Consider the following 16,448-nt stretch of genomic DNA (forward strand, 5'->3'; position numbering starts at 1 on the left):
GAACATGTTCCACATCGTCCTTTTTGAACCAGAAATACCGCCCAACACAGGCAACATCATCAGGCTATGTGCCAATACTGGCGCACAGTTGCATCTGGTTAAACCACTTGGATTTACGCTGGAAGACAAGCAACTCAAACGTGCAGGACTGGATTACCACGAGTTTGCAACGCTGAAAGTCTATGAAAATTGGCTTGAATGCAAAGCCGCATTGGCTGGTAAGCGCTTATTCGCACTCACTACCAAAGGCAGCACGCGGCATACCAAGATTGCGTTTCAGCCAGACGATGTATTTGTATTTGGCCCAGAAACGCGAGGCCTGCCTGAAGAAATACGCAATGAATTTGCCCCTGAATATCGGCTACGCTTGCCGATGCTGCCTGACAGTCGTAGCCTGAACTTATCTAACTCCGCCGCTATATTGGTGTATGAAGCCTGGCGGCAGAATGGGTTTGCGGGTGGGAGTTGAGTAACTGCAATAAGTAGCGCTAAAGAACTAAACAGTCTCTGATTTTTGCTCACGTCCGAGCAAGTCTTCAACCGCAGCCCTTGGTGATTTTCCGTGTGAAAGCACTTGGTCTACCTCGTAGGTAAGCGGCATATCAACACCCATTTGCTTGGCACGGCGAATGACTTCACGTGTCGTGTTCACACCCTCTGCCACATGACCAAGATTTTTTAGAATATCTTGCAACGATTTACCCTTGGCGAGTTGCAGCCCAACTTCGCGATTACGCGAATATTGGCCTGTACAGGTCAAGATCAAATCACCCGCACCTGCCAAGCCCATGAATGTTTCCTTTTGACCACCAAGGCTTGCGCCAAAACGTGTCATCTCAGCCAAGCCACGTGTAATGAGCGCTGCACGGGCGTTGTTACCAAACTCCATACCATCGCTAATACCAGAGGCAATCGCCATCACGTTTTTCAGTGCGCCGCCAACGGCCACACCAGCCACATCGGTACTGGTATATACACGGAAATTGCCGCCGTGCATTATCGCGCCTGCTTGCGTGGCAAACCCTTCATCGTTGGCCGCTAACGTAATCGCGGTGGGTAGGCCACGCACTAATTCAGCGGCGAAGCTAGGGCCTGAAAGCGCACCCCAAGGATAATCTGCGCCTAACTCTTCAAGTGCGACTTCATGCGGCAATTTAGCGGTCTCTGGCTCCAGGCCTTTGCTGGCCCAGATGACAGGTAGCTGGCAACCAAGGTTTTTGATATCTTTGAGTATCTGGCGAAAGCCAGCAGTAGGAACAACTGAAAGGATTAAATCAGAATGCGATAAAGCGGGTTTAAGATCGCTCTCAACCGCAAGATTATCATTGAACGGGAAGTCGCCCAGATACAGCGGATTACAACGTGCTTTACGCATGCCAGAGACATGCTCGATATTGCGCGCCCACAGTGATACTTGATGACGCTGGCTGATTTGCATGGCCAGTGCAGTACCCCAGGCACCTGCGCCTAATACTGTGACTTTCAATCAGATACCCCAAACAGATGCGGCGAGCACGTAGCCGACAATGCCATCACGATGATGCACCTTGACCCAACCATTGCTGGGTGGCTCCATCAAATCCAATGTGACGTCTTTTTCAAGTTTGCAGAGTATGGCTGCAGATGCATCGGCAGATTGCCTGATTTCAGCTTGATCCACATTCACAAGTACGCTGCGCTTGGTGGTGAGTTGCTTCGCATCAATCCAATTCAGGCTACCTTGGCGATCCCGTATTTTGACCCAGTCACCCAGATCCACAATCACTTCGACCGGGTAACCCTGGCCAATCAGGAACAGTTTTTTACCCTGTGCCGATGGCACATCGTAAAGAATGGCCTTGGGAACTGAAACAGTGCGGTAATCAATCGCTGATGCGATGGCTGGCATCAGCGAGATAACTACTGCGACTGCAACAAAAAACCTTGGGCTTATCTGCACGATTAACTTAAGGTTAATTTAGTGTGTAGTAGCTTCAGGTTGCTGCTTTTGTTGCGCGTAAAGCGCTTCAAAATTGATTGGGTTGAGCAGCACAGGTGGGAAACCAGCACGTACCACGATGTCTGAAACCGCTTCGCGAATGTATGGGAACAGGATATTTGGGCAAGTCACGCTCAAAATTACTTCCAGGTTTTCAGCAGGGATATTACGCACTTGGAAAATACCCGCTTGGGCAACTTCAACCAGGAATACGGTTTTGTCTTCAATTTTTGAAGTCACTGTAACTGTTGTCACTACTTGGTAAACGCCTTCATCAATCTGCGTAGTCGCGTTTGAAAGCTCGATACCAACTTGTGGTGCTTCGCGCTGGATGAAAATCTGTGGCGCATGTGGAATTTCTAAAGACAAATCCTTGATGTAGATTTTTTCGATGCCAAAACTAGGGGTTTGGTCTTGTGCTGCTTGTTGTGCTAAATCGTTCTCTGCCATGTCTCTTCCTAAAATCGCTCAACCTGGTGGTTTGAGCTGGGTTATTTTTGCTTTGGTTGGTGTAATTACTGGTTTTCTTTTGAGACCGACATTCTAACCGCTTATGGTATGTTTTTAAACAACAAAGGCTCTAATCCACCAGCTAAATCAAGCGCACGCAAATCATCAAAGCCGCCGATGTGTTGATCATCAATATAAATCTGCGGCACGGTACGACGACCTGTTTTTTCCATCATCTCAATGCGCAAGGCGGGCTCGAGATCCACACGGATTTTATCGATCTCTTTTACGCCCTTATTCGTCAATAGGCGTTCGGCATTATTGCAGTATGGGCAGTAGGCCGTTGTGTACATTTTAACGTGCGCCATGATTAGCTCTTTACGATAGGCAACTTTGCTTGCAACCATGTATTAAGACCGCCTTTAAGGTTATGCACCTGGGTGAAAGCGCCTTTACTGAGCACGTCACAAGCTTTGGCTGAACGCACGCCACCCTGACAATGCACCAGGATTGGCTTGCTTTTATATTTTGCCAGCTCTTTTAAACGGTCTGGCAATTGCACTAGCGGAATATGCTTTGCATCTGGAATATGGCCTGCCGCAAATTCAGCATCGTCACGCACATCTAGTACCAAGGCATTTTGGCGATTGATTAGCAATACTGCATCTACCGGGTTGAGGTTACTGCTACCGCCGCCAGCAAGGGCTGACTTAACATAAGGCCAGAGCAACAAACCAGCTGAACCAACGGCCAAACCAAACCAGATAATATTATGTTTCAGAAATTCCAGTTCCACAGATGAAAGCCTTTCAATGAGGTGAGTAGCGTGTGTTTGAGACACGCCAGCGAATACAAGATTCTGCGTGCGCGGCCAATTATTCGCAAGCTGTGTTTCTATAAGGTGAAAGATGGATGCTTTCGCGACAGATTCAATAGCGTTCCATGCTGAAATTACGCATGGTTGATGTAAATACTTCTAAAATATTTCGTATAAGTTGTTCAATCGCTTTAAAATTAGCCATTAACCGCATTACTCTGGAATAAATACCTATGAACGTCACGCCCGTGATCCTGCTGATTCTCGATGGTTTTGGATATCGCGAAGAAACCACCGATAACGCCATTGCCCAGGCCAAGATGCCTAACTGGAATAGGTTGTGGAAACAATATCCGCACACCACGATTAACGCCTCTGAGAACTTTGTCGGCTTGCCGCATGGGCAAATGGGCAACTCTGAAGTCGGTCATTTGAACATGGGCGCGGGGCGTGTGGTTTTCCAGGATTTTGAGCGTATCAACAATGCCATCGCTACTGGCGATTTTTACCAAAACCCAACTTTGCTTAAAGCGGTTAACACGGCAAAAAATGCGGATAAAGCCCTGCATATTTTTGGTCTACTGTCTGATGGTGGCGTGCATAGCCATCAGGAACACATTTATGCCATGGTCAAAACGGCAGCAATGGCGGGCCTAAGCAAGATTTATATCCATGCGTTTCTGGATGGCCGCGATACGCCACCAATCAGCGCTGGGCCATATATCGAGAAGCTCGAAGCAGCATGTGCAGATATTGGCGCGGGCAAAATCGTGAGCGTGACTGGCCGCTATTACGCGATGGACCGTGACAAACGCTGGGAGCGTGTTGCTCCTGCTTATAAAGTGATCACCGAAGGTATAGGCGAATTTACTGCGCCAACTGCACAATCAGCGCTTGAAGCAGCTTATGCGCGTGGCGAGAACGATGAGTTCGTCAAAGCCACAGCGATTGTCAAACCAGGCGAAACCCCAACGCATGTTGAAGATGGCGACGTCATCATATTCATGAATTTCCGCTCTGACCGTGCACGCCAACTAACGCAAGTGTTTCTCGATGATAGCTTCGATGGTTTTGCGCGCACTGTACGCCCAAAACTAGGCGGCTATTACACGCTGACTACCTATGACAAAAACGACATCAAATCCAAAGCTGTATTTGGCCCGGCGACTTTAAGTAATAGCCTGGGCGAGTATTTATCAAACCAAGGTTTGACGCAATTACGCATTGCCGAAACCGAAAAATACCCACACGTCACATTCTTCTTTAACGGTGGCGAAGAGCAAGTATTCGCAGGTGAAGACCGCATCATGGTGCCGTCACCGAAAGTGGCGACATACGATTTAAAACCTGAAATGAGCGCTTTTGAAGTCACCGATAAACTTGAAGAAGCGATTCTCAGCAAAAAATATGATGCAATCATCTGCAACTATGCCAACTGCGATATGGTGGGCCACAGCGGCAACCTGCAAGCGGCCATCAAGGCCGTTGAGGCAATTGATATTTGCATTGGTCGCGTAGTCGCCGCCATGCAAAAAATAGGTGGTGAAGTCATCATCACCGCTGACCACGGCAATGTGGAGTTGATGCAGGACGTAGCAAATAACCAGCCGCATACGCAACACACTACCAACGTAGTGCCTTTGCTATACATAGGCCGCCCAGCCAACATGGCGAGCACTGGCGCACTTTCGGATATTTCACCTACATTGCTCAAGCTTATGGGTTTGGCACAACCAGCTGAAATGACGGGGCACGCATTGGTCACATTTACGGCAACTGCTGGCAGCGCGCATGTCTGATTTTTTGCGGCATTCATGCATTGCCGCCATCGTTTTTTCTTTGTTAGTTGCTAGTGGGCAAGTGATATCGGCTGAAAGCACGAGCACTACCAAAAAAACCGCACTACAAAAAAGTAGTTCGCAAGACAACAAAAAACAAACGACTAAAAAATCAGACGCAAAAAAAGATGAAGGAAAAAAACAGGTAAAGAAACCTGCTGCTGAGAAAGCAATCACGCAAAAAAAATCCTCATCGTCCAGCAAGCAATCCCCAGCAAAACAAGACCCAAAGAAAACAGATGTTGAGCAACCCAAAGAAACGCTCAGTCAGATACACGCTCGCATTGAGGCCTTATCCAAAGAACTGGATACCAATACTGAAGCGCATGCCGATGCCACCGATGCTTTAAAAGAAAGTGAGCAATCGATTAGCGAGACCAATCGAAAACTCTATGAACTAAACCAGCAGCAGTCGCAAAACCGTAGCTCGTTAACTACCTTGCAACAGCAAAAATCACAGCTTGAATCCACCATACAGCAGCAAAAAAAACTGCTGGGTGCACAGTTGTACCAGCAATATCTGAGTGGCCAGCAAAGTTACTTGCAGGTGTTATTGCAACAACAAAACCCCGCGGCCATTTCAAGGCAACTGCAATATTTTACGTATGTGTCACAAGCACGCGCTAAAGCCATCGCCAGCATGCAAAAGAACTTGGGGAAAGTCGCCCAGTTGAATGACCAAACGGCAGATACCCTCAAACAGATTAATGACCTTAAGGCCGATGAGGAACAATCACGCAAAGCGCTACAAGCAGAAAAAGACTCACGTAGCCAATTACTTAAAACGCTCTCTGCCAAGATAGATGCACAACGCAATGAGATCAGTAAACTCAAGCGTGATGAAAAAAGCCTGTCTGATTTAGTTGAACGGCTGGCTCGCGCAGCGGCACAAGCAGCTGCCCAGGCCGCTCGTAAACCAAAACCGACAAGACCAGAACCTGCAGATAACACCAAACCAGAGGTTGCGCCAACTAACCAGCAGCCAGTTGCTCGCAATGACACCTTACCGATTCCAGGTTTTGATGGCGGCAACTTCGCTGCTTTGCGTGGCAAACTCAACCTGCCAGTGCGCGGTGACGTGACGAATCGCTTTGGTGCATCACGTGAAGATACAGGGGTTTCGTGGAAAGGCCTCTTTATCAAGGCAGTTGAGGGTGCAGAAGTTAAATCGATTGCCAGTGGCCGCATCGTGTTTGCTGACTGGATGCGCGGCTTCGGCAACCTGATCATTGTGGATCACGGTAATGGCTATATGAGCCTATACGGCAACAATCAAGCCTTGCTGAAAAAAGCAGGCGATTTGGTTAATTCAGGCGATACGATTGCGGCGGTGGGCAATACTGGCGGCAATCAGGATAACGGTTTGTATTATGAATTACGTTACCAAAGCAAACCGCTAGACCCATTAAGCTGGAGTGTTGCGCGCTAGTTTTTTATTTAGACAGCTTTATTCACCAAGCAGGTGCAAAATCACTCGCCGCTGCGCCGACATCAGGCGGTGTTCATACAGAAAAATCCCCTGCCATTGCCCTAGTGCAATCGCTCCATGCACTAATGGAATTGAAAGACTGGTCTGCGTTAAGGCACTGCGTACATGCGCTGGCATATCATCGGGCCCTTCTGCGGTATGAATAAACAACGGGTCACCATCTGGTACTAAGCGGGCAAAAAAGCGCTCCATATCCACCAGTACATCAGAATCATAATTCTCGTTAATGAGTAAACTCGCCGATGTATGCTGGATATAAAGGGTTAGCAGCGCAGTTTGCAAGCCCGAATCTTTCGCCCAAGCAATTACCTGCGGCGTGATGTCGTACAAACGGCGACCATTGGTTTTAATACTTAGTTGATGTGTATATTGCTTCATCGCGTTGATCTCTTGGATTGAACTTGTCTTTTGAATTGAATCGTCATCAAAACATGACTATATCAGCATGATTATTGCTTGCTGCATCTTTAAACCAGATTTGGACTGTTTATGGTTATCCATTAAACTGGTTAAATAATAATATTCTTAAAATAATCATCAAGAAAACCAATTTAATGCTGTTGCGCTATTTCCGCCGAAATAAAGAGCCCACTCACTTGCGCATTTTGCGCGATGTGCCGCTGTTTTCAGGCCTGCAATGCCATGAGTTGATTACACTAGATAGCTTGCTGCACCAGCGCAAGTATGTCGCTAATGAAGTCATTTTTGACCAAGATGAAGAAGGCCAGGCGATCTACTTCATCCTCTCTGGAAAAGTCGAGATTTTCCGCAAAAACCGTGCTGAGCCAATTGCCTCACTAGACACGGGTGAGTTTTTTGGCGAACGTGCATTATTACAAAATGTCTCTCGCGTAGCGCAGGTTAGGGCTGCTGAAGATTGCGTCCTAGCTGTACTTTTCAGGGATGACTTTTTAAGCCTGCTACATACACACCCGCAAATTGCGGCGCAAATTACAGAACATAACAGCCTCATCAATGCACGTGTGCAGAGCGAGTTTGAAGTCGTTTCGCCAGAAGTACTATCTAACCCACATAACACGCCAGGCATCATTACCTGGGCAGGCATCATCGCTTCAACTTGCTTGCTATTGCTGATATTCAAAAATATTTTGTGGCTGATCGTGCCTTTCCTGCTGGCATTCATGCTCTATTACCTGATGGCACCTCTAGCTAAAAAAATGGTGCAGTCAGGGTTAAGTCAACAGTTTGCTGCCCACTCGCTTAGCGGCGCATTGCTGCTGCTGATAGGTCTGGCGGTGCTGCTGTTCTACCCACTAACAATAGCCCATGCCGCTGATTGGCAAATTGCCCTGACCCGCTATTTATCTGGCGGCGCAATGTTGCTCGAGCAACTACTGCACGGCTTACAACAACAATTCTCATTTTTGAACAGCACCCATTTTGGTAATGACTATTACCAAGAAGTCAGGGATTTTTCTGAGCATTTTTCAGATAAATACCTAGCTAATATCGTATTTGGACTGGCCGCTTGGCTGCCCTCATTGCTGCTTGCCCCGCTGATCAGTTTTTTCCTGCTGAAAGACGGCGCATTTCTGCGCAAGATGGTTGGCAATACAGTACCGAATGCTTTTTTTGAAAAGACGCTGTATCTGTTCCATGCAGTGGATCGCACCGCACGTATGTATTTTCTTGGCCTGATTAAAATCGCAGCGCTGGATGCATTGCTGTTGAGCCTGGCATTCTGGATTCTCGGCATTACGCCAGCTCTGGTGCTGGGCATATTAGTGGCCGTACTAAGCTGGATACCTTACCTTGGTCCGTTAGCGGGATTCGCCATTGTGATGATGGTAGCCGCCTCAAATGACCCAGGCAACCTGCCGCTTTATTACTCCATCATCGGCGTATTCATCACCATGCGGATTCTGGATGATTTTGTATTCCTGCCTATGGTGGTCGGCAAAAGCCTCAAGATTCACCCATTGCTCACCATCATGATGTTTCTGGTCGGCGAGTCAATCGCAGGCGTGCCTGGTTTGATGCTAGTGATTCCACTGCTCGCCATTGTGATGGTGCTAGGCGAAACGCTAGGCATCATCCTCACCGATAAACGCCTGCAGGCACGCCATAAATTTGCGCAAAAACTGCGCTGGCAGGCTGCCAATCATGGGCTGGAGAAGTGATGGAATTTATATATTAAGAAGCAAAATCAAATAAAAAAGCAGAACTTTATGTTCTGCTTTTTTATTTGGCTTTACTTTTTACTTACCAATGACGCCTGTAACTTGGTCTATAGTAAAACGAAGGCCCCCACCCACCACGATAACCGCCATATCCCCATGGGTCATAGTAATAACGGGATTGGTAATCGCGGATGATTTGCTGCTGTTCCAGCCTTTTCTGGGCTTCGCGGCGATTGATTTCGTCCGCTACGCTATCCCGTACAGATTGCTCACGCGCCTGATGAATGTAGTCCAGTACTTTGGCATCTACACCCTTTTTACTCAGATCCAGAGTTTGTGATGGCGTCAGGTCATATTGCGAATTGCTAGCCTTGATTTGCGCAATCAACTCATCCGGCGGCGTAATCTTGGAGAGACTCACTAGGTCATCCAGACTGATGGTGGGCACTGGCTTGGGCATAATACGATCAAGCTCTTCAGGTGAAATACGTTGTATCTCTGCTTGTTTTTGCGGCGTAGAAGCGCAGCCTGTTAGCAGCATTAATGCTGCTAACAGGCTGCCAAACATTGAAAGTCTGAGTAATTTTTTAACATTCATTGCCATCTCCTACGCTAAAGTCTTCTAGCCAATTATGACCACTAAACTTTGCTAAAGTGCATTTTTCCGCCTTTGAAGTCCACCTTGATCGTGTCTTTCGCAGCAAAACTACCCGCCAGAATTTCTCGCGCCAAAGGGTTTTCAATCTCTGACTGAATCGCGCGCTTAAGTGGTCTTGCGCCATATACCGCATCAAAACCAGCACTCGAAATCTCAGCTAGTGCAGATGGCGTTACTTGCAATTGCATATCCAAGGCAATCAGGCGATTGGTCAGGTTTTGCAATTGAATACCTGCGATGGACTTCACTTGTGCTTCGCCCAAGGCATGGAACACCACGACTTCATCAATACGATTGATGAATTCAGGGCGGAAATGCGTTTTCACCTCACCCATTACTGCAAGCTTGATCACTTGATAATCATCGCCTGTCATGTTTTGGATCATCTGGCTACCAAGGTTGGAAGTCATGATTATGACCGTATTCTTGAAATCGACTGTACGACCTTGGCCATCAGTCAAGCGACCATCATCCAGCACCTGCAACAGCACGTTGAACACATCTGGGTGCGCCTTTTCAACCTCATCCAGCAGAATCACTGAATAGGGTTTGCGGCGCACGGCTTCGGTCAATGTACCGCCCTCTTCATAACCTACGTAGCCAGGAGGCGCGCCAATCAAGCGTGAGACAGAATGTTTCTCCATAAACTCACTCATGTCGATACGAATCAGGTGATCTTCACTATCAAACAGGAAGCCAGCCAATGCTTTAGTCAGTTCAGTTTTACCAACCCCTGTTGGCCCCAAAAACAGGAACGAACCGTAGGGACGATTGGGATCAGACAAACCTGAACGCGAACGACGGATAGCATCGGAGACCAAGCGCACAGCCTCATCCTGGCCAACCACACGCTCATGCAGCTTATCTTCCATATTCAGCAGTTTTTCGCGCTCGCCTTGCAGCATTTTGGACACAGGAATCCCCGTTGCGCGGCTTACGACTTCGGCAATTTCTTCGGCGCTTACCTGAGTGCGCAATAGCCTGTTTTTAGAGGGCGCGCCATTAGCCTCTTCATTTGAGGCGGCTTTCAACTGGGCTTCTAACTGCGGCAACTTTCCATACTGCAACTCGGATACTTTTTGCCATTCGCCTTTGCGCGTGGCCTCTTCCATCTGCTGCTTGATTTTCTCAATGGATTCCATGATGTGTGCGGAGCCTTGCACCTGCGCTTTTTCTGCACGCCAGATATCTTCAAGATCAGCCGACTCTTTATCCAGTCGCTTGATTTCGTCTTCTATCAGGGCAAAGCGCTTTTTAGAGCCTTCATCTTTTTCACGGCGTACTGCTTCGCGCTCAATTTTGAGTTGGATCAAACGACGATCCAGCTTATCCAGCGCTTCGGGTTTAGAGTCGATCTCCATACGCACGCGTGAAGCAGCCTCGTCGATCAGGTCAATCGCCTTGTCTGGCAAGAACCTATCGGTGATGTAACGATGTGATAACTCAGCCGCTGCAACAATCGCAGGGTCTGTAATTTCAACGCCATGATGCAGTTCGTACTTTTCCTTAAGGCCACGTAGAATCGCAATCGTCGCTTCAACATTCGGCTCATCCACCAACACCTTCTGGAATCGACGCTCTAATGCTGCATCTTTCTCAATGTATTTACGATATTCATCGAGCGTTGTTGCACCCACGCAATGCAGCTCACCGCGCGCCAATGCTGGCTTGAGCATATTGCCAGCATCCATCGCACCTTCAGCTTTGCCCGCACCCACCATGGTGTGTAATTCATCAATAAATACGATGGTCTGGCCTTCATCCAAGGCCAGTTCTTTCAGCACACTTTTCAGGCGCTCTTCAAATTCTCCACGGTATTTTGCGCCCGCCAAGAGTGAGGCCATATCGAGAGATAACACACGTTTGTTTTTAAGTGTTTCAGGCACTTCGCCATTCACAATACGCTGTGCTAAGCCTTCAACAATGGCAGTTTTACCAACACCAGGTTCACCAATCAGAACAGGATTATTTTTGGTGCGACGTTGCAATACCTGAATGGCGCGGCGAATTTCATCATCGCGACCAATCACTGGGTCTAGCTTGCCTGCACGAGCACGCTCGGTGAGGTCAACTGTATATTTTTTCAGTGATTCACGGTTGCCTTCAGATTCTTGATCATTCACTTGGTCGCCACCGCGCACCGCCTTGATAGCGGCATCCAGCGCTGACTTATTCAAGCCTGCTTTTTTCAATAGCTTGCTGGCTTCACCTTTGTCGTCTGCCAGTATCAGCAAGAACACTTCACTCGCAATAAAACTATCGCCTAGTTTTTGGGCTTGCTTATCAGTGAGATTGAGCAGGTTGGTAAGGTCGCGCGAAATAGAAACTTCGCCTGCGTTATTTTCAATTTTTGGCAGTTGGCCAAGTGCTTGTTGTAGCGAGGATTTTAGCGGCTCGATATTGACGCCAGCTCTGGCAAGCAGTGATTGCGTACTGCCATCTTCTTGGTTCAGCAATGCTGCAAGCACATGTTGTGCTTCTATGCTTGGGTTATCGTTACCGACAGCCAGACTCTGTGCATCATTCAGCGCCTGCTGAAACTTGGTCGTAAGCTTGTCAAAACGCATGGTATTCTCCAGATAAAAAACGAGTTATCAATAAGGTGGGGGAGCATTGATTGAATTCAAGTTGCGAGTAAGTTACCCCCTTAGTTTTACATCAGCATAACTGACATTTCAAGCAGACTGAGCCTGCTTGAATCATCTTAATTTCAAAGTTAATAATTTTCTTTGATTATCATCAAAGTTTTCTTACTATTTCATCTGAGTTTTGCCTTATGATGAGCATCGGTGCGGTAAGCAGACCCATTTGATTGTTGAGTTTAGTTTTATTATTACCACTAATAAGAACATATAAATACGTAATCTAGCCATGAGCAAAATCATCACTATCAGAAACCCATATTGCGAACATGAAACCTAGCGATAAGTTACTCATTGAGCGCGTGCTAGCAAGCCTTAACCGAGTCGCGGTGGTGTTTGCTGATGAGGCGTTAAATCTGCATTACATCAACCCTTATGGTTTCGAGTTATTTGATTTAGCAGTACCAGACAATCATTCCCCTGAACAATCAATATTCAGCACAGATACTCCAGTCAAATTGCCAGATGCTGTGATTGAACGTATTTCTCACGAAATCAGCCAACACCAGCATGACTTTATTGCAGAATTTAACTTGGGCAAGCAAGGTTCTGCTGAGCAACAAAAAATCCTGCAATTTTATATCGCGCCCCTGCCCTCACTCCTTGGAATATCAAGCTTCTCTGACAACCTGAAGAAGAACAAAGCCACCCAAAAGCCGGGCTATCTATTTCAGGTCTATGACATCACCGAATCTGAAGCCACAGGCAAGCGTTTGCAACAGGCAAAAATCGCCTTTGAGAGCGCAGCTGAAGGCATCATGATCATGGACGATAAAACCCGCATTATCGCCATGAACAAAGGCTTTACAGATATCACTGGCTTTTCTGAAGATGAAATGATGGGTGAGATTCCCAATGTGTTTCATGGCGAAAAATATGACGCTGTTTTTTACCAGTCGCTATGGCACAACCTCAAGTATGAGGGCTACTGGCGCGGCGAGTTATGGAACACGCGCAAGAATGGTGAGCAATATTCTGAGTGGTTAACGCTCACTACCGTTAAAGACCGTCAAAATAATGTCGTTAACTATGTAGGCGTGTTTGCTGACATATCCGAATTAAAGCATTCGCAAAACCGTCTGAATGAACTGGTGAACCACGACTCACTCACAGGCTTGCCTAACCGCACCTTGTTGAATGAGCTGTTGAGCCATGCAATTAAACGCGCCGAGCGCGAAGAGAACCAGTTGGCTGTGCTGTTTATTGATCTTGACCGCTTTAAGGCAATCAACGACAGCCTTGGCCATCAGGTAGGCGACAAGTTGTTATACGAAGTTGCAAACCGTATCAAATTAGCAGTGCGAGAAAGTGATGTAGTTGCACGGTTAGGTGGTGACGAATTTCTGGTCATGATGGACATGATCAAACACAAACAAGATGTGGAATTAGTCACCAAGAAAATTATCAAGGCATTACAAACTGAATTTGTGATTGATGGACGCGACCTTTTCATAGGCGCCAGTGTGGGAATAGCGCTCTACCCAGAGCACAGCATTGAAGTAGATGGCCTGGTGAACGCCGCAGATATTGCGATGTATCACGTAAAGAACAGCGGTAAAAACAGCCATTGCTTTTACTCAGCTGACTTGAGCAAGAATGCCAACGAGCTGTTTATGATGGAAAACCATCTGCGTCGCGCATTAGAACGTGATCAGCTTGAAGTGTATTACCAGCCGCAAGTACGGATTAAAGACGGCAAGATTATTGGCGCTGAATCGCTTTTGCGCTGGCGGCATCCTGAGCTTGGCATGGTATCCCCAGCCAAATTCATACCGCTTGCAGAAGAAACAGGGCTGATTTTACAGATAGGCGAATGGGTGTTGCGTGAATCGGCGCTGCAGGCCTCGCGCTGGGCACATGCTGGCTACGATTTAAATCGGGTTTCGGTGAATGTGTCGGGCGTACAGATACAACGCAGCAACTTTGCAGATACGGTGTATGGCGTATTGATAGAGACAGATTGCAACCCCAGACTGCTAGAGCTGGAAATCACTGAAAGTACAGTGATGCACAACACAGAGTTTGTGATTAGTGTATTTAACCGTATTAAGAATTTGGGCTTGAAACTGGCGATTGATGACTTTGGTACAGGCTATTCATCGTTATCACATTTAAAGCGTTTGCCATTAGATAAGCTTAAGATTGACCAGTCTTTTGTTAGAGAGTTACCAGGTAATGCGGATGATGCAGCGATTGCCAATGCTATCCATGCGATGGCAAACAGCCTGGGCTTTAACGTGATCGCAGAAGGTGTAGAAACTGAAGCGCAAGCCGCATTTTTACTGGATATGGGATGCGAAATAGCACAAGGTTATTTATACAGCCGGCCAGTCACTGCGACTCAATTTACAGCACTATTAGAGGCAGAGCGTGTGAAAAATAAAACTGAGTAGAATTCACAAGCAGAACGAATAAGGAAAAAGATTTACTAACTCATACAAAATATATCATCGAAACAATTGCCTATTGCCGCACAGACAAAACCAATAATACTAAAGAACTATTATGCCTAGCTCGCAATATCATTTTATAGACATCAGCCAGATTCGGATTGGCTTGTACATCCATCTGGATTTAGGCTGGATGGATCATCCGTTTACCTTCAGCAATTTCAAAATAAAAGACACAGAACAACTCGCTAAAATCAGGGAAACTGGCTTAAAAAAGTTACGTTATGACCCTAAGCGTAGTGATTGCGAACCATTGCCTGTAGGTTCATCGCCAGAACATATCGCCATGCCCGCTACGGAAGATGTAGAGCGCACCAAGCAAAGACGTCTGCGCGAACTGCATCTGGCGATTGATGAGAGTGAAAAAAAGTTTTTACTCGCTACGCAAACCGTGCGCCAAGCCCTGCGTAACCTTGAAGAAAAACCTCAAGCTTCGATTGAACAAGCACAGCAGTTGGTGAATGACATTGCGCACAATGTGATTACAGAACCGGATATTGCAGTACACGCAGTGAATGGTAATCGCTCTGCTGATGAAAATTACCTGCACCCGCTCAATGTGACGATGCTAAGCCTCATGCTTTGCAAGTCTTTAAGCATGATAGAAGCTGACGCTAAAGCCATAGGCATGGCCGCTATTTTTCATGACATTGGTAAAGCCAAAATTGCGGATGCTATATTGCTCAAAGAAACGCCACTGGATGAAGAAGAATTGGCCGAAATGCGCAAGCATTGCGAATACGGCGCACAAATGGCCAAAGAATCTGGGCTCTCAGAGCGGATAGGTCGCGTGATTCTGCAACATCATGAATATGCAGATGGCTCAGGCTACCCACATCAATTAAAAGGCACCGATATTGACCCACTGGCAAGGCTGATTGCTATTGTGAGTGCCTACGACAACCTGTGCAATCCCCAACATGGCGGCCATGCCCTCACGCCCTACGAAGCGCTGAGCCACATGTTTAGCCATCAGCGCTCAAAGTTTGATGAGTGGATACTCAAGCAGTTTATTAAATCACTGGGCGTCTATCCGCCAGGTAGCGTAGTACAGCTTTCCAATGGCGCGCATGGTATCGTGATTTCGGTGAACCCAAATAAACCGCTCAAACCTTTTGTCATGGTGCATGACCCAGATAAAGAACGAGATGCACCACTGGTGATTGATTTACGCCAAGAGCCATCACTCGCCATTAATCTATGCTTGCGGCCACATCAATTACCACCAGAATCGCTCATATATCTCAACCCTCGTCACCGAGTAAGCTATTTTATTGATAAAGATTTAGCCGCTGGCAGGTCTGCGTAATCAAACCATTACCAGTTGCGGCCTTCATCTTCCGAAGTAATGCTAAAGGTTTCTGCTTGGCTATTTTGGCTGGCATAACCATTTAAAGTCACTTGCTCATTTTTAACCGTCAATTGCAGCACATCAGCATTGGCTTCACTGATACGTTTAGCTGGTGTTGATACCCAGGCTTCACCATCCATGCGGCTGTAATAGACACCAGGTTTGTCATTAAGCATCCAAGCTAGATGCCAACCCCAGTCACCACCTTGAGCGATGGCAACAGCTTTGTAGAAGCAAGATTGTTCGCTAGGCTTAGTTAAATTGGGCTTACCAGAATATGTGACGCGTTTGATTTCTGGTTTCTCAATATTAGTCATCACCAAGTCATGCACACCATGCTCAAACTCATACTCTTTAAAAATCAAAGTTTGACCATTTGCAGCCTGCACTTTGGCTTGTGGGCACTGCACGCTTTCACCAGCAAGTGTTTTATCTGCAGCGAGCAAAATATCCAGCAATAGCAGAACGAGCAGATATTTTTTCATCGCGGGCTTCATTGTTAGATTAAACATTATTGTTCTGTATTTTAGCTATACTTCGGTTATTGAATCAGCATGATTTGCTAGATAAAAAATCATGCTAAAAGTGCCAAGTGCACTCGGTAAAATATTTTTGTATCAACACCCCTGCCACC

15 protein-coding genes are annotated in these 16,448 nt (G+C 46.8%); 6 read left to right on the top strand and 9 right to left on the bottom strand.

Translation table 11 applies throughout. The annotated features are described in order from the left end of the window. Positions 1 to 4: 4 nt before the first annotated feature. Positions 5 to 469, top strand: coding sequence for a tRNA (uridine(34)/cytosine(34)/5-carboxymethylaminomethyluridine(34)-2'-O)-methyltransferase TrmL (trmL, locus tag ZMTM_RS10805; protein WP_221763856.1), 465 nt, complete (start codon positions 5 to 7; stop codon positions 467 to 469). A 27-nt stretch (positions 470 to 496) separates the two neighbouring features. On the opposite strand, the gene ZMTM_RS10810 is transcribed toward trmL, so the two are convergent. The 5 genes from ZMTM_RS10810 to ZMTM_RS10830 all read right to left on the bottom strand — a co-directional run bounded on the left by ZMTM_RS10810 (position 497) and on the right by ZMTM_RS10830 (position 3,224). Then, a complete protein-coding gene (locus tag ZMTM_RS10810; RefSeq protein WP_221763857.1) occupies positions 497 to 1,486 on the bottom strand; it encodes an NAD(P)H-dependent glycerol-3-phosphate dehydrogenase in 990 nt (329 codons plus the stop codon). Beyond that, positions 1,487 to 1,939: an SH3 domain-containing protein gene (locus ZMTM_RS10815; protein ID WP_225907017.1), complete on the bottom strand. Its 453-nt coding sequence runs from the start codon at positions 1,937 to 1,939 to the stop codon at positions 1,487 to 1,489. It abuts the gene before it with no gap. Between the two features lie 18 nt (positions 1,940 to 1,957). After that, positions 1,958 to 2,428, bottom strand: a complete 471-nt coding sequence (gene secB, locus ZMTM_RS10820) for a protein-export chaperone SecB (RefSeq protein ID WP_221763858.1) — start codon at positions 2,426 to 2,428, stop codon at positions 1,958 to 1,960. Between the two features lie 101 nt (positions 2,429 to 2,529). Beyond that, positions 2,530 to 2,796 carry a glutaredoxin 3 gene (gene grxC, locus ZMTM_RS10825; RefSeq protein ID WP_221763859.1) on the bottom strand — a complete coding sequence of 89 codons (267 nt, stop codon included), beginning with the start codon at positions 2,794 to 2,796 and terminating at the stop codon, positions 2,530 to 2,532. 2 nt (positions 2,797 to 2,798) lie between these two features. Beyond that, positions 2,799 to 3,224 (bottom strand): rhodanese-like domain-containing protein, encoded by a 426-nt coding sequence (locus tag ZMTM_RS10830; protein WP_225907018.1) that lies wholly within the window; start codon positions 3,222 to 3,224, stop codon positions 2,799 to 2,801. 254 nt (positions 3,225 to 3,478) lie between these two features. Here ZMTM_RS10830 and gpmI point away from each other — a divergent pair, with 254 nt between their 5' ends. Then, a complete protein-coding gene (gene gpmI / locus ZMTM_RS10835; protein ID WP_221763860.1) occupies positions 3,479 to 5,044 on the top strand; it encodes a 2,3-bisphosphoglycerate-independent phosphoglycerate mutase in 1,566 nt (521 codons plus the stop codon). Next, positions 5,037 to 6,512 (top strand): murein hydrolase activator EnvC family protein, encoded by a 1,476-nt coding sequence (locus ZMTM_RS10840; protein ID WP_221763861.1) that lies wholly within the window; start codon positions 5,037 to 5,039, stop codon positions 6,510 to 6,512. Before gpmI ends, ZMTM_RS10840 begins: the two co-directional genes overlap by 8 nt. Positions 6,513 to 6,530: 18 nt before the next feature. Here the strand turns inward: ZMTM_RS10840 and ZMTM_RS10845 are convergent, their stop codons facing one another. After that, positions 6,531 to 6,950 carry a secondary thiamine-phosphate synthase enzyme YjbQ gene (locus tag ZMTM_RS10845; protein WP_221763862.1) on the bottom strand — a complete coding sequence of 140 codons (420 nt, stop codon included), beginning with the start codon at positions 6,948 to 6,950 and terminating at the stop codon, positions 6,531 to 6,533. Between the two features lie 218 nt (positions 6,951 to 7,168). On the opposite strand from ZMTM_RS10845, the gene ZMTM_RS10850 reads away from it, so the two are divergent. Beyond that, a complete protein-coding gene (locus tag ZMTM_RS10850) occupies positions 7,169 to 8,713 on the top strand; it encodes an AI-2E family transporter (RefSeq protein WP_221763863.1) in 1,545 nt (514 codons plus the stop codon). A gap of 82 nt (positions 8,714 to 8,795) precedes the next feature. On the opposite strand, the gene ZMTM_RS10855 is transcribed toward ZMTM_RS10850, so the two are convergent. After that, on the bottom strand, positions 8,796 to 9,311 hold the full coding sequence (locus tag ZMTM_RS10855; protein ID WP_225907019.1) for a hypothetical protein: 516 nt from the start codon (positions 9,309 to 9,311) through the stop codon (positions 8,796 to 8,798). Between the two features lie 41 nt (positions 9,312 to 9,352). Further along, entirely contained in the window at positions 9,353 to 11,938 is a 2,586-nt protein-coding gene (clpB, locus tag ZMTM_RS10860; protein WP_221763864.1) for an ATP-dependent chaperone ClpB, read from the bottom strand. Between the two features lie 344 nt (positions 11,939 to 12,282). Between clpB and ZMTM_RS10865 the strand changes: the two genes are divergently transcribed. Together ZMTM_RS10865 and ZMTM_RS10870 are read left to right on the top strand one after the other, a co-directional pair. Continuing rightward, positions 12,283 to 14,406 (top strand): sensor domain-containing protein, encoded by a 2,124-nt coding sequence (locus ZMTM_RS10865; protein ID WP_221763865.1) that lies wholly within the window; start codon positions 12,283 to 12,285, stop codon positions 14,404 to 14,406. A gap of 112 nt (positions 14,407 to 14,518) precedes the next feature. Then, a complete protein-coding gene (locus ZMTM_RS10870; RefSeq protein ID WP_221763866.1) occupies positions 14,519 to 15,772 on the top strand; it encodes an HD-GYP domain-containing protein in 1,254 nt (417 codons plus the stop codon). Positions 15,773 to 15,780: 8 nt separating this feature from the next. Here the strand turns inward: ZMTM_RS10870 and ZMTM_RS10875 are convergent, their stop codons facing one another. Further along, the gene (locus ZMTM_RS10875) at positions 15,781 to 16,299 is read right to left on the bottom strand and encodes a hypothetical protein (protein ID WP_221763867.1); all 519 of its coding nucleotides are present in this window, start codon (positions 16,297 to 16,299) and stop codon (positions 15,781 to 15,783) included. Positions 16,300 to 16,448: the final 149 nt, after the last annotated feature.

The sequence above is a fragment of the Methyloradius palustris genome, from assembly GCF_019703875.1.
GTDB lineage: Bacteria > Pseudomonadota > Gammaproteobacteria > Burkholderiales > Methylophilaceae > Methyloradius > Methyloradius palustris.

Bases quoted from the DNA above. Each gene is read 5' to 3' on its own strand.
- ZMTM_RS10875 (WP_221763867.1), bottom strand. From the start codon at position 16,299: ATGAAAAAATATCTGCTCGTTCTGCTATTGCTGGATATTTTGCTCGCT.
- gpmI (WP_221763860.1), top strand. From the start codon at position 3,479: ATGAACGTCACGCCCGTGATCCTGCTGATTCTCGATGGTTTTGGATAT.
- secB (WP_221763858.1), bottom strand. From the start codon at position 2,428: ATGGCAGAGAACGATTTAGCACAACAAGCAGCACAAGACCAAACCCCT.
- clpB (WP_221763864.1), bottom strand. From the start codon at position 11,938: ATGCGTTTTGACAAGCTTACGACCAAGTTTCAGCAGGCGCTGAATGAT.
- ZMTM_RS10845 (WP_221763862.1), bottom strand. From the start codon at position 6,950: ATGAAGCAATATACACATCAACTAAGTATTAAAACCAATGGTCGCCGT.
- ZMTM_RS10865 (WP_221763865.1), top strand. From the start codon at position 12,283: ATGAAACCTAGCGATAAGTTACTCATTGAGCGCGTGCTAGCAAGCCTT.
- trmL (WP_221763856.1), top strand. From the start codon at position 5: ATGTTCCACATCGTCCTTTTTGAACCAGAAATACCGCCCAACACAGGC.
- ZMTM_RS10840 (WP_221763861.1), top strand. From the start codon at position 5,037: ATGTCTGATTTTTTGCGGCATTCATGCATTGCCGCCATCGTTTTTTCT.
- grxC (WP_221763859.1), bottom strand. From the start codon at position 2,796: ATGGCGCACGTTAAAATGTACACAACGGCCTACTGCCCATACTGCAAT.
- ZMTM_RS10855 (WP_225907019.1), bottom strand. From the start codon at position 9,311: ATGAATGTTAAAAAATTACTCAGACTTTCAATGTTTGGCAGCCTGTTA.
- ZMTM_RS10870 (WP_221763866.1), top strand. From the start codon at position 14,519: ATGCCTAGCTCGCAATATCATTTTATAGACATCAGCCAGATTCGGATT.